The sequence below is a fragment of the Sutcliffiella halmapala genome, assembly GCF_002019665.1.
GTDB classification, from domain to species: domain Bacteria; phylum Bacillota; class Bacilli; order Bacillales; family Bacillaceae_I; genus Sutcliffiella_A; species Sutcliffiella_A halmapala.
Window position 1 is genome coordinate 638361 of record NZ_KV917375.1, and the last position, 20442, is coordinate 658802.

At 36.5% G+C, this 20442-nt stretch carries 16 protein-coding genes; 10 read left to right on the forward strand and 6 right to left on the reverse strand.

Features of this window, described 5'->3' with window-relative positions:
* Positions 1–99 precede the first annotated feature (99 nt).
* Positions 100–978, forward strand: a complete 879-nt coding sequence (galU, locus tag BK580_RS02855; RefSeq protein ID WP_078378872.1) for a UTP--glucose-1-phosphate uridylyltransferase GalU — start codon at positions 100–102, stop codon at positions 976–978.
* A gap of 195 nt (positions 979–1173) precedes the next feature.
* Entirely contained in the window at positions 1174–2310 is a 1137-nt protein-coding gene (locus tag BK580_RS02860; protein WP_078378873.1) for a glycosyltransferase family 2 protein, read from the forward strand.
* Between the two features lie 849 nt (positions 2311–3159).
* Here BK580_RS02860 and BK580_RS02865 read toward each other — a convergent pair.
* Positions 3160–4326 (reverse strand): glycosyltransferase, encoded by a 1167-nt coding sequence (locus tag BK580_RS02865; RefSeq protein ID WP_078378874.1) that lies wholly within the window; start codon positions 4324–4326, stop codon positions 3160–3162.
* Between the two features lie 153 nt (positions 4327–4479).
* Positions 4480–5868: an O-antigen ligase family protein gene (locus tag BK580_RS02870; protein ID WP_078378875.1), complete on the reverse strand. Its 1389-nt coding sequence runs from the start codon at positions 5866–5868 to the stop codon at positions 4480–4482.
* Between the two features lie 217 nt (positions 5869–6085).
* Here BK580_RS02870 and BK580_RS02875 point away from each other — a divergent pair, with 217 nt between their 5' ends.
* Positions 6086–8293 carry a S8 family serine peptidase gene (locus BK580_RS02875; RefSeq protein ID WP_139364827.1) on the forward strand — a complete coding sequence of 736 codons (2208 nt, stop codon included), beginning with the start codon at positions 6086–6088 and terminating at the stop codon, positions 8291–8293.
* Between the two features lie 141 nt (positions 8294–8434).
* On the forward strand, positions 8435–9880 hold the full coding sequence (tuaB, locus tag BK580_RS02880; protein ID WP_235864103.1) for a teichuronic acid biosynthesis protein TuaB: 1446 nt from the start codon (positions 8435–8437) through the stop codon (positions 9878–9880).
* Between the two features lie 351 nt (positions 9881–10231).
* On the opposite strand, the gene BK580_RS02885 is transcribed toward tuaB, so the two are convergent.
* The 4 genes from BK580_RS02885 to BK580_RS02900 are packed head-to-tail and all read right to left on the reverse strand — an operon-like array spanning position 10232 to position 14147.
* Positions 10232–11320: a glycosyltransferase family 4 protein gene (locus tag BK580_RS02885; RefSeq protein ID WP_078378878.1), complete on the reverse strand. Its 1089-nt coding sequence runs from the start codon at positions 11318–11320 to the stop codon at positions 10232–10234.
* 17 nt (positions 11321–11337) lie between these two features.
* The gene (locus BK580_RS02890; RefSeq protein WP_078378879.1) at positions 11338–12495 is read right to left on the reverse strand and encodes a glycosyltransferase; all 1158 of its coding nucleotides are present in this window, start codon (positions 12493–12495) and stop codon (positions 11338–11340) included.
* A 29-nt stretch (positions 12496–12524) separates the two neighbouring features.
* A complete protein-coding gene (locus BK580_RS02895) occupies positions 12525–13487 on the reverse strand; it encodes an LCP family protein (RefSeq protein ID WP_078378880.1) in 963 nt (320 codons plus the stop codon).
* A gap of 24 nt (positions 13488–13511) precedes the next feature.
* Complete coding sequence (locus BK580_RS02900) at positions 13512–14147, reverse strand: YigZ family protein (protein WP_078378881.1); 636 nt, start codon at positions 14145–14147, stop codon at positions 13512–13514.
* A 380-nt stretch (positions 14148–14527) separates the two neighbouring features.
* Here BK580_RS02900 and BK580_RS02905 point away from each other — a divergent pair, with 380 nt between their 5' ends.
* The 6 genes from BK580_RS02905 (at position 14528) to BK580_RS02930 (ending at position 20399) form a co-directional block, all read left to right on the forward strand.
* Positions 14528–15676, forward strand: coding sequence for a sensor histidine kinase (locus tag BK580_RS02905; protein WP_078378882.1), 1149 nt, complete (start codon positions 14528–14530; stop codon positions 15674–15676).
* Between the two features lie 25 nt (positions 15677–15701).
* The gene (locus BK580_RS02910; RefSeq protein ID WP_078378883.1) at positions 15702–16403 is read left to right on the forward strand and encodes a response regulator; all 702 of its coding nucleotides are present in this window, start codon (positions 15702–15704) and stop codon (positions 16401–16403) included.
* A gap of 386 nt (positions 16404–16789) precedes the next feature.
* Positions 16790–17632: a DegV family protein gene (locus BK580_RS02915; protein WP_078378884.1), complete on the forward strand. Its 843-nt coding sequence runs from the start codon at positions 16790–16792 to the stop codon at positions 17630–17632.
* 91 nt (positions 17633–17723) lie between these two features.
* Positions 17724–19220, forward strand: a complete 1497-nt coding sequence (locus tag BK580_RS02920; protein ID WP_078378885.1) for an ATP-dependent helicase ComFA — start codon at positions 17724–17726, stop codon at positions 19218–19220.
* Entirely contained in the window at positions 19213–19923 is a 711-nt protein-coding gene (locus BK580_RS02925) for a ComFC family protein (protein ID WP_139364966.1), read from the forward strand. The genes BK580_RS02920 and BK580_RS02925 overlap by 8 nt, the downstream gene beginning before the upstream one ends.
* Before the next feature lie 59 nt (positions 19924–19982).
* Positions 19983–20399 carry a TIGR03826 family flagellar region protein gene (locus BK580_RS02930; RefSeq protein WP_078378887.1) on the forward strand — a complete coding sequence of 139 codons (417 nt, stop codon included), beginning with the start codon at positions 19983–19985 and terminating at the stop codon, positions 20397–20399.
* Positions 20400–20442 lie beyond the last annotated feature (43 nt).

The window sequence follows — 20442 nt, forward strand, 5'->3', positions numbered from 1 at the left end:
ACACTGTAACATGTGTATAATTACTTTATGGTATAATACAAATGCTTGTTTTGAGGAATAATATACTATTAATGACTAAAAAAAGAGGTGTAGTATCCTATGAAAGTAAAAAAGGCCATTATTCCAGCGGCAGGAATGGGTACCAGGTTTTTGCCTGCTACGAAGGCTCAACCAAAAGAAATGCTACCTATTGTTGATAGACCAACAATTCAATATATTATAGAAGAAGCAATAGACTCAGGAATAGAAGATATTTTAATTGTAACTGGACGTGGTAAAAGAGCGATTGAAGATCATTTTGATAAATCCTTAGAATTAGAAGAGCTATTATTAAAAAAAGGGAAGGAAAAGGAATTAGAGGAAATAAGAAAGATCTCTGAAATGGTGGATATTCACTACATAAGACAAAAAGAGCCAAAAGGTCTGGGTCATGCAATATGGTGTGCAAGAAAATTTATTGGAAATGATCCATTTGCAGTGATGCTGGGCGATGATATTGTTGTATCTGATCCACCCTGTCTCAAGCAATTAATGGATGTCTATGAAGAAAAGAATAGCTCCGTTATTGGTGTACAAGAAGTTAGCGAAGAAGATGTGTCAAAATATGGCGTCATTGACTATTTAGAAAGTGACGTTACTAACGGTCTATACAAAATAAAAAATTTAGTGGAGAAACCACTAAAAGAAGAAGCTCCTTCGAGAATGGCGATAATGGGTAGATATGTATTGTCACCTGCAATCTTAGATATCTTGGGATATATAAAGCCTGGTAGAGGGAATGAAATTCAACTTACAGATGCATTAAGTGAATTAAATAAAATAGAGGCTGTCTATGGCCAGGAGTTCACCGGTAAAAGATATGATATAGGGGATAAATATGGATTCGTACAAGCAACCGTAGAGTTCGCATTAAATCGCGACGATTTAAGTGCCCCATTAAAAAAGTGGTTAAAGGAAATACTAGATGAAAAAAACTAGTATTTTGTAGTAAGAGTAGCGGTATGGAAAGAAAATAAGAGGGGTAGCTTGGTAGGCTTTATCCAATATAATCGATAATCGCTGTATCATCTTAAGAATACTTTAGTGTGCTTAGTTGAAACCTTGTCATTGGCAAGGTTTTGGCTTTTTAATTTAAGTGAATTTTACCTTTGCTTTTAGAAAGGAAGTATTGTCATGTGGCTTGAAATATTATTATGGTTTTTTATTATCTTAACTGTCTACATCTATGTCGGGTACCCGGTATTGTTAAAAATCGTTGCTAAATTTGTGAACAAACCAGTAAAAAGTAATTCAAACTATCTACCCAAGGTAACTTTATTTATTGCTGCTTATAATGAAGAAAAAGTTATTGAGTACAAACTCAAGAACAGTGTTGGACTTGATTATCCAAAGGATCTTTTAGAAATAATCGTTGTATCGGATGATTCAAGTGATCGTACAAATGAAATCGTTCAGAAGTTTGAAGGGAAATATCCCAATATACGACTACATGTTGTTAAGGGGAGAAAAGGCAAAACAGAAGCGCTGAATAAGTCGGTTCCTATTGCAACTGGAGAAATTCTTGTTTTTTCTGATGCTAATTCGATGTACGACAAGGATGCTCTAATGCATCTAATCCCTCATTTTGCTGATGAAGAAATAGGAGGAGTTTGTGGTGAATTAAAGCTTCTAAACTCCGGAGGTTCTGCAATCGGGGAATCGGAGGGAGCGTATTGGAAGTATGAAAAATTCCTTAAAGAAATGGAAACCAAAACAGGTACAGCCATTGTAGCAAATGGATCTATCTATGCATTACGAAAAGAGTTATTCCAGCCGATGAATCCTAATGTGGGAGATGATATGCAAAACCCTTTAATTATCATCAGACAGGGGAAGCGCTTTGTCTATGAGCCACTTGCCATCACAAGAGAGGAAACATCATCTGAAAGTAAGGAAGAATTCGGAAGAAAAGTTCGTATTGTTACGAGAAGCTTTACAGGAATAATGCATTATCGTAAACTTTTAAACCCTTTTATGAATTTTGACTTTTTCTATAAATATATGTCCCATAAATTTTTAAGATGGTTAGTGCCCTATTATCTAATTTTGATTTTACTAATCAACATCTTTTTATTAGATCAACCGCTATATCAAGTATTATTAGGGTTGCAGATTGCATTTTATGGACTTGCCTTTTTAGGTAAGTGGATAAAGTCTAAGATTACTTATATTCCATACTATTTTTGTTTAGTGAATTACGCAGCTTTACTCGGAACATTGCGTGCAATTTCCGGAAAGCGACAAGCTACTTGGAAACCAACTCAACGCTAAAAAAAAAGAAGCCTGCATTTGCAAGTAGTTCGGTTGTGAAGTAGAAAAACCGAATTAACAAGGTCAATATCAAGCTAAATCGCATTCTTTTAGACTAGACACCAATATCACACAGAAAAACGCAGTGGTTTTAGCATCCTCTGCGTTTTTTATCATCTAATGTCCAGTTTTTCAACTAAATTAATTTTTACTTAAGGACATCCCTGTTTAAAACTTTACTTATATGTGATATGGTAACCATCATGCATCAGAATGAGGGTTTCTTGGAAAACTCACTTCTTGTTCTTAATCAAGAACTAACAAGAAGGAAAATAAGGGGAGGTTTTCCGATTAAATACAGAAATGGAGCTCGTTTTGGGGTAAATAAGAGAAGATATTCCGATTAAGCATCGCAAAATCCCCCATTTTCGCATTTTTCGAGTCAATAGGCGGAATTTCTACGTTTATATTAGCGTTTTTGCTTCATAATGACGAATTAAGCGGAAATTTTCCGTCTATTTATCAGCTAGGATCCTTAACCACATCCCCGAACTAACCCTTCATTTCCGTAGATAAATCTACTTATTGATTTCACAATTTGCAACGTTTTTGATAATGCTGACAATAGCTATTGCCCACTTGTTAAAACCTATGCTAAATCTGTTGGTATTTTCCATCCTTGTCCGAACAATAAAAGAAGGAAGCGGATTGATATGCTAATTTGCTTGCTAAAACACTTGTTCTTTTTATTTTTCTACCTCGGAACCTAACTACTTACTGCATTTGCAAGCTTCTTTTTTAGAGCTTTTTAAAGAAGTCTCCCTCTTCAAATGTATGAAGGGGGAAGCTCAACGGTAAGTCGCGGGTAGTTCACTGAATTTCTTTAAGTCTTTCGGCTATTTTGGATGCATTGATTTTCCAAGTATAGTTGTTTTCCATATGAACGCGAGCCTGTCTACCAAGCTCCTGTCGTTTGTTTGGATTTGCTGCAAGCTCTAAGATAGCTTCCTTTAGTTCTTGGTCGCTATTATTTGGGAGTAGTATGCCAGTATCTTCTGTCACTAACTCCTTAATTTGACCATATGGAGGAGCTACAACAGGCTTTCCAGCAGCCATGTATTCAAAAATCTTCAATGGAGAGAAATAGAAATTCTCAATGTTTTTATATGGTGCGATAGTGATATCTAAAAGGTTTAATGCACCAGGGACCTCTTTATGAGGAATAAAGCCAGAAATATGAACAAATTCTTTGATATTTAATGCGTTAATTTCGGCTTCTATTGCTTCGCGCTCATTACCATCACCAATAATAAGTAAACGGATATCTTTATTTTCTTGTAATATTGAAGGTAAGAGTGTAATTAAACGCTGAACACCATGCCAAGATTTTAGACTTCCAAGAAAACCAATAATCGTTTTGTCTTGCCATTTTGAAGCAATCGGCTGGAATCTGTCAGGTGTTTCGATAAATTCCGGATAACGTGTTATATCGACACCATTGGGAATGACTAAGGTTTTTTTGGTATGGTAATCATTTCGATCAAAGTAATCTTTTAATTCTTGTGAAACTACCGTAACCGCGTCTGATTTCTTGAAAATAAGTTTTTCGATAAATCGAGCTAAAGGCTTAATATAGTATTTGTTTTCGATATCTCTCTCGTATACAGCAGAAGCGTTCACTTCATACATAACGGGGATTCGCAGGATTTTTCCAGCAATAATGGCAGAAAAATCATAGATTAAATAACGGTTGATGATAGCATCAGGCTTGTGTTCCTTATAGAGCTTTAATAATCGAATAATACGTAAGATGTTTAATAAAAATGTTTTGAATTCCTTAAGAAAGGCGAATTTGGGCTTTTGAGATGAAATAGAACTAGATTGTATTTTTAAATTCTGTAGTTGTTTTTTTGATTTTAATGAGAGCTCTACTGGTACAATATCATGACCTAATTGTTCCATTGCATGAATAAACTCTTTTGCATGCACTTGAGACCCTTCACCAGAGTTAAACCAAGATAAATATAGTATTTTCATTAAGTTCACTTCTCCTACTATGTGGATGAATGTAGTAAATATATATAAAAGGAAAATGCCTGGTTCCCCTTATAAAATATCCAAATCAAGGTAAGTGTAGGATATTTTACTATAAAAAGAAACCGGGCACAAAATTAAAAGTTACTTCAGGTTTTAATCAGGCAATTTTTTATTAAGCATTAATCCAAATAATACAAACAAGAAGGTCATAGCCTGCAGGTTATACCATACTTCAGATACCATTCCCATTACTAAATATCCAACTAAAATAAGGTTTATTGCTATAGCTAAAGTTTTCCTAGGTCCGGATACAGCAGGTTTTAATAGCATCATTATAGTCTTGAAATAGCCATATAATACAAAGCTTAGAAATACTAACATCCCCACCGCTCCGTATCTAGCAAGAATATACAAATAAGTGTTGTCAGCAAAAGATACAAAATTGCTCCGCATCGGGCCATGACCAATTACTGGTGATTCTAAAAACTCTTCGTAGTTCATAACCCAATAGTCATATCGATTTTTAAAACTGCTGACACTCTCAAGAGATTCCCTAGCTGCATTGTGGCGTTCTTGTTCTTCCATTTCCTCTTTTGAAATATCGGTAGGCTTGTCCTTTGAACGATCTTTTTGATAGGTTGAAAAAATCTGTGTTGCAGCATAATCTAAATAGGCAATTTGAGGAACTAAGGATGCTGCTACTACTAGAAACATAAGTAATACGATTAGACCATTAGCTATTTGTCGTTTCCAAATATGTCGATTTACAATTATGGATAAAATAATCCAGTAGACTACAATTCCACCTACTGCAATAACTGCAGTTCTTGAAGTAGTTAGTAACACGCTAATAAATGTAAGTAATAGCAATGTATAAATGCCAATTCTACGCCATTTTGTTGTCTTCATATAAGTCAAAAGTGCAACCAAAATAGCCGCTACTATAATTAAGAAGGAACCATACATATTAGGATTTAAAAAAGTACTTGGTATACGATGCTGATAAATAATCATATTATAATGGCGCTGACTTATTGTATAGAGTTGACCAATCGTATCATTTACATTGAATAGGTCTAGAAATTGAAGAATTCCGAAAACCTCGAAAGCTGCAACCATCACTAAGAAAGCTTTTAATAGTACTCCCCAAGTTTTTGCTGTAACTTCTTTAGCTAATAGGAAGAAAACAGCATAGCAAGCATAACGATAAAGTTCTAAGAAATCCGTAACTTTCGTTTTGTCAGGAACCGTTATCATTCCGTAAACCGTTGAAATGATAAAAGAAATAGCAGTGATAATTATATACAAAAAAATATAATTGTCTTTCCTTTGTTCTTGCATATAAGAAATGGGATTTTTAATAATTGCAAACTGACTCCATCCAATTAAAAGGAGGGTAGCCAAAAATATTGTAATGAGAGTAAATCCAATAATAGAGTTTTCTCCTAATAATAACCCTGGTGAAGGTTTGAAAATTAAAGCGGCGATAATAACGATAAACCAAATACTTTCTTTCATACCAAATACTTTATTTTCTGTCATAGTAAATCTCCTATGCTTGTCGAATAATGTTTTTCTAAAATCCACCTATATAGGATATCATAAATGTCCTTCCACATAAAGAGGCATAAACCATTAAGTTTTATCTGTCATTCCTACATTTATATTTTAAAATTGATAGATATAGTTGTTTACAGTTTACTAACTAATATTGTAAGTTTATAACAAGAGAAACTAAAATTTGACACGAGGTGAAGGGATGAAAAAATTATCAGGATTAATTAGTATTCTATTGTTTCTTTCTATTCTTCTAAATCCTAGTTTTATTGAGGCGGAAGAAAATAAAGAAAATAAGCGTGTTATTGTAAAATATAACACTTACAAGGACATGCCAAAAGATCTATCGTTTAAAAGTATAAATAAAAACAAGGAAGCGAAAGTTGATGTAATCGAAGTCCCAGCTTCTGAATTGAACGATAGTTTACAAGAATTGGAGAGTCTTCCGCAAGTTGAATATGCAGTAGAAGATATAGAATATGAGTTTTTCGGAGTAAATGATCCATATTATAACGACTATCAGTCAATTGACTTTGATAGGGTGGATGCGAACAAAGCGTGGAATTTATTTAAACCGAAAAAGAGACCTGTAGTTGCTGTGTTAGATTCGGGCGTCCATATTGAACACCCTGATTTAAAAAACCAGATTGTAAAGCCATATAATGTACTACAAAATAATAACAAACCAGTAGATGACGTCGGTCATGGTACACATGTAGCTGGAATAGTAGGGGCTCAAACAAATAATCAGATAGGTATAGCTTCCTTATCAAAAGGTGTGTCTATCATGCCAGTCAAGGTTGGTGATGCCAATCGCTTATGGGCATCTGATATTGCAAAAGGGATCAAGTATGCAGTGGATAACGGGGCGGACATCATTAATCTAAGTTTAGGTGGAGCTTATAACTCCTACGTAGAAGAGATGGTCCAATATGCTTATGATAAAAATGTATTAGTTGTAGCGGCGGCAGGTAACAATGGTTCCTCCTCTTATATGTATCCTGCGGCATATCCAACCGTGTTAAGTGTCGGAGCTATTGATGGATGGACAGATTATCCAGCCCACTTCTCAAACTTCGGTACCTGGGTATCGGTTACAGCTCCAGGGGTGGACATTTTAAGCACATACGGTAAAGATAGATACGAATATATGGATGGAACTAGTATGGCCTCTCCTATGGTAGCTTCATTGGCGGGCTTATTGAAGAATCATGCGCCAGAATTAAATGGCAATCAGCTGCGATATATAACCGAGGTTTCAGCAGAACCGAACCCATTCGACTACGGATGGGAAGTAATTAGTCTGAACGGTCGAATAAACGCAGGATATGCCATGAAAGTTTACAGTGAGGCTGGCCGAATTTTCGGCCCAACATCTGTGGAAACTTCTAATGATATTGCTGGACTCGGGTGGTATAGTGGGGTAAACAATACTACCCTAGAACCAACGGAGAAGCAGTTAAATGATAAAATTATGACTAAGCAGGGTAGCTTTGCTATTCTTGCGAGTAATCAATCATTCCCGGATAGCTTAGCAGCTGGAGCATTGTCCAAGAAACTAGATGCACCAATTGTTTTAACTTTTCCAGATCTACTTAAGGACTCCACAGTAGATACCTTAAGAAAATTCGGTGTATCGAATGTTCTTATTTTAGGAGGAGAAGCAGCAGTATCGAAAAAAGTGTTTGATGGTTTGAGAAGTAAAGGTTTTATGGTAGATCGTTTAAGTGGGACAGATCGTTTCAAGACAGCGGTATCTATTAATGACTATGTAGCTAAAAAAGGAGGAGAAGTTATTGTTGCAAATGCTCGTAACTTCCCTGATGCTTTGTCTGTTTCTAGCTTTGCTGGAAAATATAAAATCCCAGTTGTCTTTGTGGAAAAAGATACGATTCCAACTGATACGAAAAATTTCTTAAAAAAATACAATTTCAGTAAAACAATCATTGTAGGTGGTCCTAATGCGATAACTGAGAAGGTTATGAAGGAACTACCTAATCCTGTACGAGTATCTGGTAATGATCGTTACGATACGAATATTAAAATTATTGAATATTTTAATAAGAATGCTGCAGTTTCTGATTTGATTTTTGCAACAGGAGCAAATTTTCCTGATGCATTAGCAGGAGGTTCTTTAGGTGCAAAGCTTGATTTACCAATAATATTAACTGACAAAACTAAATTGCCAACTGTAACTAAAAATTATATCCAGAAACAAAAAAATAATAGTGAATATTCAACACATATGGTGGTATTAGGTGGAGATGCTGCTATCTCATCACCAGTGTTATGGGAATTAGATGCTTTAGTTTATGATTGGTTTTATCGAGATATTTATTCGAATGGTTATTTTAAGGAATCAAACAAATCTTCCAAGCTTCCTGAAAAACAGGTTGTCGGAGCTCAGTAAACGGAGAGAGATGGGGAGACCCATCTCTTTTTTTTGCCCCATTTTCTAATGGTATTCTCATTTATTTTTTTTCTATTGTGCATTATAGTATATAAGGTATGAGAAGTTATAGGTCAGGAAGGTGTGTTTATATTGTCTGCAATGACAAAACAATTTTTAGGTGGCATGAAATGGACGGGCTTATCCTCCTTAATTGTGACAGTTGTCCAGTTATTACAGTTTGCGATCCTAGCTAGGTTATTATCTCCCACAGACTTTGGTCTTATGGGAATGTTAATGGTCGTTATTATCTTTGCGCAAGTGTTTATGGATATGGGGATAAGTAGTGCACTTGTTTATAAGCAAGAGGTCACTAAAAACCAATTATCGAGCTTATACTGGCTTAATTTACTCGCTGGCGTAGTTGTTTTTATAGTGGTATTAGGGATTTCGCCATTAATTGCTTCTTTTTATAATGAACCGAGATTAACCGAACTTTTAGTATACATAGCGTTTATTTTCTTAATATCTCCTATCGGTCAACAGTTCCAATTTTTACTTCAAAAGGAGCTGAAGTTCAATCAACTGGCAAGAGTAGAAGTATCCTCTATTGTATTTGGAAGCTTTATCGCTGTAGTTTTGGCATTTATGGAATTTGGAGTATGGGCACTAGTTTGGGGACAAATTATTACAGCGATTGTAAAAGCTATCATGTTTTTCATTATAGGGTGGAATACATGGAGACCATCCTTTCATTTTCGTTTTAATGATTTAGACGGCTTTTTGAGTTTTGGGATGTTTCAAATGGGCTCCAGAACAGTTAATTACTTTGCTTCTAATATCGACTATTTGTTAATTGGAAGATTCTTGGGCACGGAAGCGCTAGGTATTTATTCGATAGCTTATCAATTAATCGTCATACCTGTGACGAAGATTAATCCGATAATCACGAAAGTTGCCTTTCCGGTTTTCTCTCTAAACCAGAATGATAATTCGCAAATTGTAAAAGGCTTCTTACAAATGACAAAAATGTTAGCCATTGTGTCTTTCCCGATATTAGTGGGATTAATGGCTACTGCAGAAGTACTAGTACCTGTTGTTTTCGGTGAAAAATGGAATGCTTCCATTCCTGTCATTCAAATCTTATGTATTCTAGGGATACTAAGGGTATTGATGAATCCTAATGGATCAGTTCTGCTTGCTAAGGGAAGGGCGGATTTAGGATTTATATGGGATATGTTTGTTGCCGTCTTTAATGGGATTATAATTTGGTTGGTAGTGAAGGACGGAATTAATGCTGTAGCATTAGCGTACGTAACAGTTAGTTTTGTTAATTTTATACTAGGTAGAAAACTTTTACATTATGTAATTGGATTAACAAATCGTGCGTATTTTGGTACCTTAGCTAAGCCGACTTTAATTAATATTTTGATGGGGTTAATTGTTTATGGAATTTATCGATTAGCTAATATAATGACGATGGATGCAAGTTGGTTTTTATTAGTAGTGTTGGTAGTCTTTGGTATAGGGGTCTATGTAGTTCTGTTTTGGATTATTGACCGTGCAGCAATTACTCAAGTTAAAAATGTTTTACGGAGAAAAAAATAAAAAAGTAGGGTATGGGACAAAACTAAAAAAACTCTTACAAAAGACGAACAATTTAAGTGCCGGCTCTAAAAACCGCTATTGATTTCCGTGCAAGACTTCGCTTTCCGCGGGGTCTCACATTGGCCACTTCTCTAAGCAGGAATCTTCGTCTTGCAATCCAATCAACCGCAGGAGTAGCCTGAAATTTAAACGTATAGTTGAACACATAAAAAAACCCGAACTAATTTGATCTTAAAACTCAAATTAGTTCGGGTTTTTTTTAGACTAAAACTCTTTTGTCCCAGCCTCTTCTTTTTTATATGAAACTCTGAAACTATTTTTTGTTATTGTTATAAAAAGGAACTAACCTAATTACTTGCCTCTAAGTGCTTTTTGAATATATTTTCCTGGAATTGTTCTTCTAATTGCGTTTAATAATGGTTTGCGTTTTCCGATAAGTCCAATAATCTCGGCTGTCAATTGGACTAGGATAAATAGTATCCCGATAATTATTAATGATCCCCATAATGTTGCAGTAGAGAACACGATTGCAGATATACCGAAGATAATACCGATAGCATAGATAATCAATACTGTTGCTCGGTGACTAAATCCCATTGAAAGTAAACAATGGTGTAAATGATGCTTATCTGGAGCAGAAATACTTTGATTGTTGAGCAATCTGCGTATGATTGCAAACAATGTATCAAAGATTGGAATTCCCAAAATTATAATAGGAATTACTAAACTGAATAATGTAACGCTTTTATAAAGACCTAATATAGAAATTACACTAATACAGTAACCTAAGAACAGCGCCCCAGTATCTCCCATAAATATTTTTGCGGGATGGAAGTTAAAGAAAAGAAATCCGAGTGTACTTCCTAATAAAATTACTGTTAAAGCGATAACTAAAACATGATTGTTAATAACTGCCATTGTTAAAATGCTACCTAAAGCAATAGCTGAAACACCACTTGCTAATCCATCAAGTCCATCAATTAAATTAATAGCATTTGTTATACCGACAATCCATAAAATAGCAATGATATATCCGATAAATCCTAACTCCACTCTTTCACTAAAGGGAAGTGTAATGAAATTTATATCAATACCAGAGAATACCACTATACATGCAGCTGCAATTTGGCCAATAAGCTTGGTTTTAGGTGATAAAGCATATTTATCGTCTAATACACCTGTCACGATAATAATTAGCCCACCAATGATGATAGGTAACATATAGGCTGTAGGTGGTTGAAGGTATAATAGACCTGCTACTACTCCTAAAACGATAGCCATACCGCCTAGTCGAGGCATAACTGATTTGTGAACTTTCCTTTTCTCTGGTTGATCAACAAAACCGAATTTAATGGCAAACTTCTTTACAAGAGGAGTGGTAATAATTGTGACGGTAAGTGCAATTATAAACGCGATTATAAAATCTGCTGTTGTGTACATAGTTTCACCTCAAGTGACTAATGTGTATGCTCACTATGTGATAACACATTTTCGTATATTTTCTCTAACTTTTCCGTCTGCTTATCCATGTCAAATAATTCTTGTACTCTACTTATCCCATTAACACTATACTCATGCCAAAGCTGTTCATCACTAAGGAGTCTGTTCATGCTATCGCCTAAATCTTTCCATTCCCCTGGTGTAGATAATAAACCGGATTTCCCATGCTGTATAGCTTCAGGTATGCCACCTGTTTTATAACTTACTACTGGTAAACCCATCGCATTGGCTTCTGCGAATACCATTCCAAAGCCTTCTGATGCACCGGATTCAACTTCAATACTAGGTACACAAAAAATCTTCGCGGCGTTCATCCTTGCTATGACTTCTTCATAAGGAAGCTTGCCTTTAAAACATACATTTTTTATATTAAGTGAAGAAGCTAATGTTTGTAAATGATTTTTTTCTGGACCGTCTCCTACAATTTCTAAATTTACGTTTGGATGTGCATCATTCATTTCGCGAAAAGCACGAAGTAAGTGATCACATCCTTTATTTTTAACCAAACGTCCGACAAAAAGTATGGTATTTTCTCTCTTTATTTTTTCGTTAGGCTGCAGCAAATCCAAATTGATACCAACGTAATGAGTAATTATTTTCTCTTTTGGAAATCCTTTTTGAATAAGTTTTTCCTTGATAAAATCTGATACAGCAATGAATAGGGTGCCTGATTTGATAAGTTGATCCAAGTTACTTGCGTAGAGCCGTGTATTAAATGCCTGTTTCATAAGTTCTTCTCTTTTAATTGTCGCATCGAAACCATGAAAAGTTACAAGTAAAGGGATATTTAATTTTTTTGCAAAGGAACTAGCAATCAATCCGTCTGGTCCAAAATGTGCATGAATAAGGGATGGATTTACCTTTTTCATTCTTGAAACGAGAAAAGGATTCCATCCCCATTTTTTTTGTAAAACTTCACTTATTTTATTTTTAGGATTAGTATCCTTACTGTTTACAATCATTTGTTTCTCTGGTAGAGATAAACCATTTTTAACTTTTTTATACCCAACATAATATGGATTAAACTTCTTCAAACGAAGTGTTTGTTGTTGAATAAATGTCTCGGAAATGGGTAAAAGAGAATCGCGATAAATAATAATATTACTATTGGACATTATATCACCTATTCTGCATTAGTTGAGGTTTAATTATGCTTTAAATGAGCTTTCAGTTCTTGTTGCAGAGCTAACAACTCTTCTTCATCTGGAACAAAATAGTAAATGGAATCATAGTAAGCATCCTCCCCGGTGATGGATAACTTCTCTATTTTAGACGAATTAATGTTAGGATAAGTTCTTTGTAAAGAAAGTCCTCTTGTAAGAGAAATGTTTGTTTCTACGTTTTCACCTACATGTTTCGCAATATCATCTAATTTTAAGAGTGTGGCAGGTGAAACCATGCTATCAATAGCAGCTGTGATAATTTGTTGTTGTCTTTCGTTTCTTCCAAAGTCTCCACGTTTATCTTGTTTACGCATTCGCGCATATGCTAGCGCTTCTTCCCCATTTAATTTCATTTCACCCTCTGTGAAATAAATTCGTTGTCTTGGTCTTCCGTCGCTATCCTCCCAGAAATCAAAGGGCACATCTACCGTAACTCCACCAATTTCGTCTACAATCTTTTTGAAGCCTTCAAAATTAACACTTGCATAATAATCAATTGGAATATCTAAAAAATTCTCTACCGTTTCAATAGTTAAGTCTTTTCCGCCAAAAGCGTAAGCGTGATTAATTTTATCTTCATTTGCTCTGTCAGGAATCTCTACCAACGTATCGCGAGGTATAGACAATAGTTTCATAGATTGATTATCTGGGTTCAATGTCGCTACCATAATGGAATCTGTTCTTCCGATTCCTCCATCAGTGTAGTCTTCAACCCCTGTGATTAAAATAGAAATGGGGTCTTTCGTAATGGTAACTTCTTCATCACGTAGATTTGACTTGTCCCCTCTGTCTAATTCGGTATATGAATGATTAGCCGCTTTTATAGCTGAGAAAAATAAATAGCCTCCATAGCTTAGTCCTAACAGTAAAACTGTTAAGAGAATTACGACAAAAGGTCGGAATCTTCTTTTTTTCTTTTTATATTGTATTCTTGATTTAGTCAATTTTCATTCTCCTTAATATCCCTTTTAAGGGTTTAATAATTCTAGGTATAATGTTTCTCCTTTTTCATTTTTTGATTTTCCGTTGGTTATCTCTACCATCCAAGTGATAAAGGTATCCACCATATTATTTTCTACATATGTTTCAACAATAACTTTATCTAAATAATGGATATTTTTTAATTGGTACTCGGATGCTCTCAATTCATTCTCGACTTTTCCTAATAATGTGTATTCAATAGTAGTATGGATTGTACACATTAATTTCCTTTGGACAATTCCTGTTGAACTTAGTCCATCAGAAGTAGCTTTCCCGTATGCCCTAATTAATCCGCCTGCTCCAAGTTTAATTCCCCCGAAGTAACGGGTAACTACTACTACAGTGTCTTTTAAAGCTTGTTTCTTTAATACCTCAAGCATAGGTACACCAGCAGTACCAGATGGTTCACCGTCGTCATTGGCTTTTTGGATTTGGTCATTTTCTCCTATTATATAGGCAGAACAATTGTGTGTAGCATTCCAGTGTTTCTTTTTGATTTTTTGAATAAAGTCCTGAGCTTCTTCCTCTGTTGTCGCTCTATTTACATAGGTGAGAAACTTTGATTTTTGAATAATTAATTCATGTTCACCGTAACCTTGCACGGTTTTGTATTGAGCTAACAATGAGAAGGACCCCTATCTCTCTAAGTATTTTCTCAATCATTTATAATATAAATGATTGATTTGATATGTGGTCTATCAAAACTATCTTTTTAATTATAAATCGACAAGCTCTTTACATCAAATGTATTTCATTCCAAGTAGAACATTTTAAGAGAAAGTAGTACATTTAAAAGGGATTTAACGGGTTGGTTATACACAACAAGCTTAAATAAGATATAATAAGTAAAGGACAAATTTCGACATTACCCCCACAAAATAAAGGGGGTTTATGAATAATATACCAGATAGTGTCTTGTATATTGTTAGGTATAATGAACTATAACACAAAGAAGTTATACCGATATTCTTTTAAGAATACAAGGTCTTTTGGAGGATGTCCTATGTCTCGGAAAGTTATAAACTCTAAACAATTAGATTTGATAATTGATCAAATGGTGAAAACGGTTCAAGTAAGTAAGGACGAGATTTTTGAAATCGGAGAAAATTCCAGAAAAGAATTTGAATCCCTTGCTGATGAATTAAACACAGTAAAAATCCAAGTTGTGCAACTTATTGAAAAGCAGGATAAACTTGATAAACAAGTTCGAATGGCTAGAAATCGACTATCTGAAGTGAGTAGGCAATTTAAAAAATATTCAGAAGATGAAATAAGAAATGCATATGATCATGCGCATGAATTGCAGCTAGAACTACATACTACCTCGCAAAGTGAAGCACAGTTACGCCATCGGAGGAACGAGATAGAACGAAGGCTGCTCAATCTAGAGGAGACTATTAGCAAGGCTGATAGACTCGCAAGTCAAGTATCTGTCGTATTGAATTATGTGACAAGTGACCTTCAGCAGGTTGGTCAAATGATTGCAGATGCTTCTGAAAAGAGAGAATTTGGATTCAAAATCATGGAAGCGCAAGAAGAGGAACGAAGAAGACTTTCGCGAGAAATACATGATGGTCCGGCTCAAATGTTAGCAAACGTCATGATGCGTTCGGATTTAATTGATCGTACTTTTCGTGAACGTGGTGCAATGGAAGCACTTAGTGAGATTCGTTCCTTAAAGGTAATGGTTCGTTCTGCTCTTTATGAAGTGAGAAGAATTATCTATGATCTTCGGCCTATGGCTCTAGATGATTTAGGATTGATTCCTACTTTAAAAAAATACATCTCGACTATCGAGGAGTACAATAATGGGCAGCCAAGGGTAGAATTTATCCATTTGGGTACGGGGAAAGAACCAAGAATTTCTGCCAACTTAGAAGTAGCTGTATTTCGCTTAGTTCAAGAATCACTACAAAATGCAATTAAACATGCAAAAGCAACACATATCCATGTAAAACTCGAATTAATGCCCACTCATATCACTGTTATCGTTAAAGATGACGGAGTTGGGTTCGATACGACAGAAAAAAAAGAAAAGTCGTTTGGCTTATTAGGAATGAGAGAAAGAGTAGAACTCATTAGTGGCGAATTGAATATACAATCCAAGCCAGGTAATGGCACTACTGTATTTATCAGAATTCCGTTAAGCTAAAGAAGCAATTGGGAGGATGAGAGAAATGGATGTAACAAAAATCGTAATTATTGATGACCATCAGCTTTTCCGTGAAGGAGTAAAACGCATTTTAGATTTTGAAGCTAATTTTCATGTAGTCGCAGAAGGTGACGACGGTGCTGAGGCATTAGCTTTAATGGAAAAACATGATCCAGACGTTTTTATTATGGATATTAATATGCCGAAAATGAATGGGATTGAGGCAACAAGGAAGCTTGTAGAAGCAAATCCGAATGCCAAGGTAATCGTTCTGTCCATCCACGATGATGAGAATTATGTGACCCATGCACTACAAACTGGGGCTTGCGGTTACTTGCTGAAGGAAATGGATGCAGATGCTTTAGTGGAAGCAGTGAAAGTAGTGGCAGAAGGTGGCTCCTATTTACATCCTAAAGTAACGCATAACTTGGTCAGAGAATACCGTCGTCTAACGGAAAGTGGGGCTGGTAATGGTGGTGGTACAGCGACACTTGCTTATAAACAAGTGGAAATACGACGTCCACTTCATCTGTTAACTCGTCGTGAGTGTGAAGTTCTACAGCTTCTAGCAGACGGAAAAAGCAACAAAGCAATTGGGGAAGCGTTGTTTATTAGTGAAAAAACGGTAAAAAACCACGTAAGTAATATCCTTCAAAAAATGAATGTAAATGACCGAACGCAAGCCGTTGTAGTAGCAATTAAAAATGGCTGGGTAGAGGTTCGTTAGTCTTGGAGAGTTTATGGCTCCAAGGCTTTTTCTTTGGCTTTTTGGTGCCAGGCACTAGTCGAATCTTCTCAAATGCCGTCGATTGATTTCTTATTTATTTTTAAACACCGCAGTTGATTTCCGCACGAGGCTTCGCTTTCCGCGGGGCGCTTGTGGAGCCTCCTCGGCTTCGCCTGCGGGGTCTCCACAAAACGCTACCTCCCGCAGGAGTCTTCGCCTCGTGCTCCAATCAACAGCTAGGGGCCAAACCAATACTGTACTTTAACAGAGCCATTTAATAATATTCAAATGGTAATAAAAAGCAAAGAAAGAGTGAAACTTATCACTGTTTCATGTACAATCTAAATAAACGAAGAAATAATTAGTATAAGGATGGTCATAAAAATATGAAAACGGCTATTGTTACAGATAGTACAGCCTACATCTCTGCAGATTTACGCGCAAAGCTTGATATACATATGATTCCTCTGAACGTGATATTCGGAAATGAATCTTACCAAGAAGAGGTTGAAATAAAGATTGATCAGTTTTATGAACAGGTAAAGAATAGCAAGGAATTACCTTCTACTTCACAGCCCGCAATAGGAGAGTTTGTGGAACTATATGAAAAGCTAGCAAAGGATTACGATGCGGTGGTGAGTATTCATCTTTCCAGCGGAATTAGTGGTACTTACCAAGGGGCAGTTGCGGCAGGAGATATGGTCGAAGGAATCGATGTCCATGTTTTTGATTCCGAGATTAGCTGTATGATCCAAGGCTTCTTTGTTTTAGAAGCAGCGGAAATGGCAGCCGAAGGAAAAGGTCCCGAAGAGATTGTATCTCGTTTAATAGAAATCAAGGAATCTGATCGAGCTTACTTTATGGTAGATGATCTTTCGCATCTACAACGTGGTGGTCGTTTAAGCAGTGCCCAAGCTATTATCGGTAGCTTGTTGCAGGTTAAGCCAGTCTTACATTTTGTTGATACAAAAATTGTTCCTTTTGAAAAAATTCGTACCCGCAAAAAAGCGGTGAAACGTATTTTCGATTTGTTTGATGAGGATGCATCGGAACAAGTTGCGATGCGAGCGGTAGTTATTCATGGCAATCGCGAGGCAGAAGCGGCCGAACTAAAGAGAGAGCTAGAATTAAAATATCCACATGTTGAATTTTTCTTGAGCTATTTTGGTCCAGTGATCGGCACACATCTTGGTGAGGGGTCTCTTGGACTTGGATGGTATAAACGTTAATTCATAAACTGAACTTATTTTACTTACTTTTTCAGACACCTTAGGCACTTTTGCTTTTGGTGTCTTTTTTTCATAATTAAAGGAGGTATTTATGCGATTTCAAGAAAAGAACAAGATACTAATTCCAGATATTAAAAGAAAGTTTGATGACTCGCGAAAGATTAGTGATTTTCCGCATTTGCCACATCCATTGATAAAATCTCCTTATTCCTACTCCAGTGAACTGCAACAATTCCTTTCCGGTAAACGGCTTTTACATGATGAATTACCATTTCCTTTTTCCGAAATACAAGAGCATTATGAACAGGGTCATATCTCCTATTCGTATGGTGTGTTAAACGGCCTATGTTATAGATGTGGAAATTCGGCGAAAAGCCTTATGGGGACATTTCAGTGTGCTCGTTGTCAGGGTACTTGTATGTATTGTCGAAAATGTATCATGATGGGGAGAGTGAGTGAATGTACACCACTTATTAGCTGGTGTGGTCCGGAACTTTCCTATGAGAGGAATTCTAATTTGTTGAATTGGAAGGGAACATTATCGAAGGGACAGCAGCAAGCGTCTGATAAAGTCGTCCAATCTGTAAAGGAACGAGCATCCGTCCTAGTATGGGCCGTTTGTGGAGCTGGAAAAACGGAGGTGCTATTTGATGGAATTAGAGCTGCACTCACCGAACGACAACGAGTTTGTATCGCTACTCCTAGAACCGATGTAGTATTAGAACTTTCACCACGACTTCAGCAGGTGTTTCCTTCGACAGAAATTGCGACGCTTTATGGCGGTAGCGAAGACCGCACGAAAAATGCCCCACTTACCATCGCCACCACTCACCAGCTACTTCGTTATTACCACGCCTTTGATACGATTGTTATTGATGAGGTGGATGCCTTCCCATACTCGATGGAGCCGATGCTGCAGCACGCAGCAAATGAAGCGAGGAAAGAAGATGGTACGATTATCTACCTCTCTGCTACCCCCTCTAAAGAAATGCAACGAGATGTCTCTCGCAAAAATCTACCCTGCGTTGTCATCCCAGCTAGATATCATGGAAAGCCCTTGCCTGTACCTACATTTGAATGGTGTGGGAACTGGCGTACGAGCATCACAAAGAATAAGCTCCCGCGAAATGTGAGTGCGTGGATCGCGCGGCATTATAAAGAAAATAAACCGATTTTTCTTTTTGTCCCCAATATTAAGCTGTTAGAAAAAATCGTGGAGTTCTTGAAGATGAGCTATGGTGAGGAGGTGGAGGGTGTGCATTCGAAAGATAAAGAACGAAAAGAGAAAGTCGCTCGTTTCAGAGAAGGAACGGTAAGAATTTTGGTAACGACGACGATTTTAGAGCGTGGCGTCACAGTATCAAATGTACAAGTGGCGGTGCTTGGAGCCGAGGATACGATTTTCACCGAAAGTGCGCTTGTGCAAATTGCCGGAAGAGCGGGAAGAAATGCGAAGTTTGCTACTGGAGAGGTACGGCTTTTTCATTATGGCAAAACCAATGAAATGGTAGCGGCAAGGGATCATATAAAAAGAATGAACTATCGGGCAAAGCATGGAGGATTTTTAAAAGGTGACAGAGATGAATAATTGCTTATTGTGTCATGAGACTATTTCAAACACTTTTGGATGGAGAGAATTTTTAGGGTTGGGGAAAGAAAAGCGGATTTGTACCTCTTGTTCGGTTCAGTTTTCAAGAATAAGTGGTGAAGTTTGCGTAAAGTGTGGTCGTTTGTGGTTGGATGTACCTCTAGAGCATCGACATGATACATCTTGTACAGACTGTGTGAAATGGGAGCAGGATAAAGAGTATAGTGGAGCGCTTAGCTGCAATCGATCTGTTTTTTCATACAACGAGTTCATGAAGGAGGTATTGGCACGTTATAAGTTCCGGGGAGATGCAGTGATTGCCACTATTTTTCAAGATGAGTTACGTCAAGCATTTCAGCATTTTCAAAAAGGGAATTATGTTATTGTTCCAATCCCGTTAAGTGAGGAACGACTCTATGAACGTGGATTTAATCAATCGCTGCTATTGGCCCAACTGCTTCAAGGTGAGATAGTGGAGGTTCTTTGTAAAAAGGAAGCTGAAAAACAATCGAAAAAAGCAAGAATGGAACGAATTGATGCGGAAAATCAATTCTTTGTTTCTAATGAAGAAACCGTGAAAAATAGAAGATTTTTACTCATTGATGATATTTACACAACAGGGACGACGATTAGAATGGCAGCGAAGAGGTTAAAGGAAGCCGGAGCGGGAGAAATATCTTCTTTAACGCTCATACGTAGTTAACATTAGCAGATTTCATACGATATAAAGGATAGAAGATTCAAGTAAAGGGGAGTTTTGTAATGTCTCAACTTGATAATTGCCCAAATTGTGACCAGATTTACATAAGAAATGCATTTCGTGAAGTGTGTGAAAATTGTTATAAACAAGAAGAAAACGATTTTCAACGTGTCTATAAATTTATTCGTCAACGACAAAACAGAACGGCAACGATGGACCAGGTTGTGGAAGGTACTGGAGTGTCTGAAAATCTTATTATAAAGTTTATTCGAAAAAAGCGAATTCAGTTAGCACAATTCCCTCATTTAGGGTATCCCTGTGACAGATGTGGTACATTAATAAGAGAAGAAAAACTCTGTTCAGCTTGTAAAAAAGATATCCAAACTCAACTTTCCAAATTGGACCGTGAAGAGGAAAGACAACGCGCGTTACACGACCAAGCGATAACCTATCACGTTGTAAACAAAAAATTTAAATAAACAATCTGGCATTAGTGCCGATATAACCTATAGAAAATTGATC

Coding starts and splice junctions, on each gene's coding strand:
- galU (WP_078378872.1), top strand. CDS start 100: ATGAAAGTAAAAAAGGCCATTATTCCAGCGGCAGGAATGGGTACCAGG.
- BK580_RS02860 (WP_078378873.1), top strand. CDS start 1,174: ATGTGGCTTGAAATATTATTATGGTTTTTTATTATCTTAACTGTCTAC.
- BK580_RS02865 (WP_078378874.1), bottom strand. CDS start 4,326: ATGAAAATACTATATTTATCTTGGTTTAACTCTGGTGAAGGGTCTCAA.
- BK580_RS02870 (WP_078378875.1), bottom strand. CDS start 5,868: ATGACAGAAAATAAAGTATTTGGTATGAAAGAAAGTATTTGGTTTATC.
- BK580_RS02875 (WP_139364827.1), top strand. CDS start 6,086: ATGAAAAAATTATCAGGATTAATTAGTATTCTATTGTTTCTTTCTATT.
- tuaB (WP_235864103.1), top strand. CDS start 8,435: ATGACAAAACAATTTTTAGGTGGCATGAAATGGACGGGCTTATCCTCC.
- BK580_RS02885 (WP_078378878.1), bottom strand. CDS start 11,320: ATGTACACAACAGCAGATTTTATAATCGCGTTTATAATTGCACTTACC.
- BK580_RS02890 (WP_078378879.1), bottom strand. CDS start 12,495: ATGTCCAATAGTAATATTATTATTTATCGCGATTCTCTTTTACCCATT.
- BK580_RS02905 (WP_078378882.1), top strand. CDS start 14,528: ATGTCTCGGAAAGTTATAAACTCTAAACAATTAGATTTGATAATTGAT.
- BK580_RS02910 (WP_078378883.1), top strand. CDS start 15,702: ATGGATGTAACAAAAATCGTAATTATTGATGACCATCAGCTTTTCCGT.
- BK580_RS02915 (WP_078378884.1), top strand. CDS start 16,790: ATGAAAACGGCTATTGTTACAGATAGTACAGCCTACATCTCTGCAGAT.
- BK580_RS02920 (WP_078378885.1), top strand. CDS start 17,724: ATGCGATTTCAAGAAAAGAACAAGATACTAATTCCAGATATTAAAAGA.
- BK580_RS02925 (WP_139364966.1), top strand. CDS start 19,213: ATGAATAATTGCTTATTGTGTCATGAGACTATTTCAAACACTTTTGGA.
- BK580_RS02930 (WP_078378887.1), top strand. CDS start 19,983: ATGTCTCAACTTGATAATTGCCCAAATTGTGACCAGATTTACATAAGA.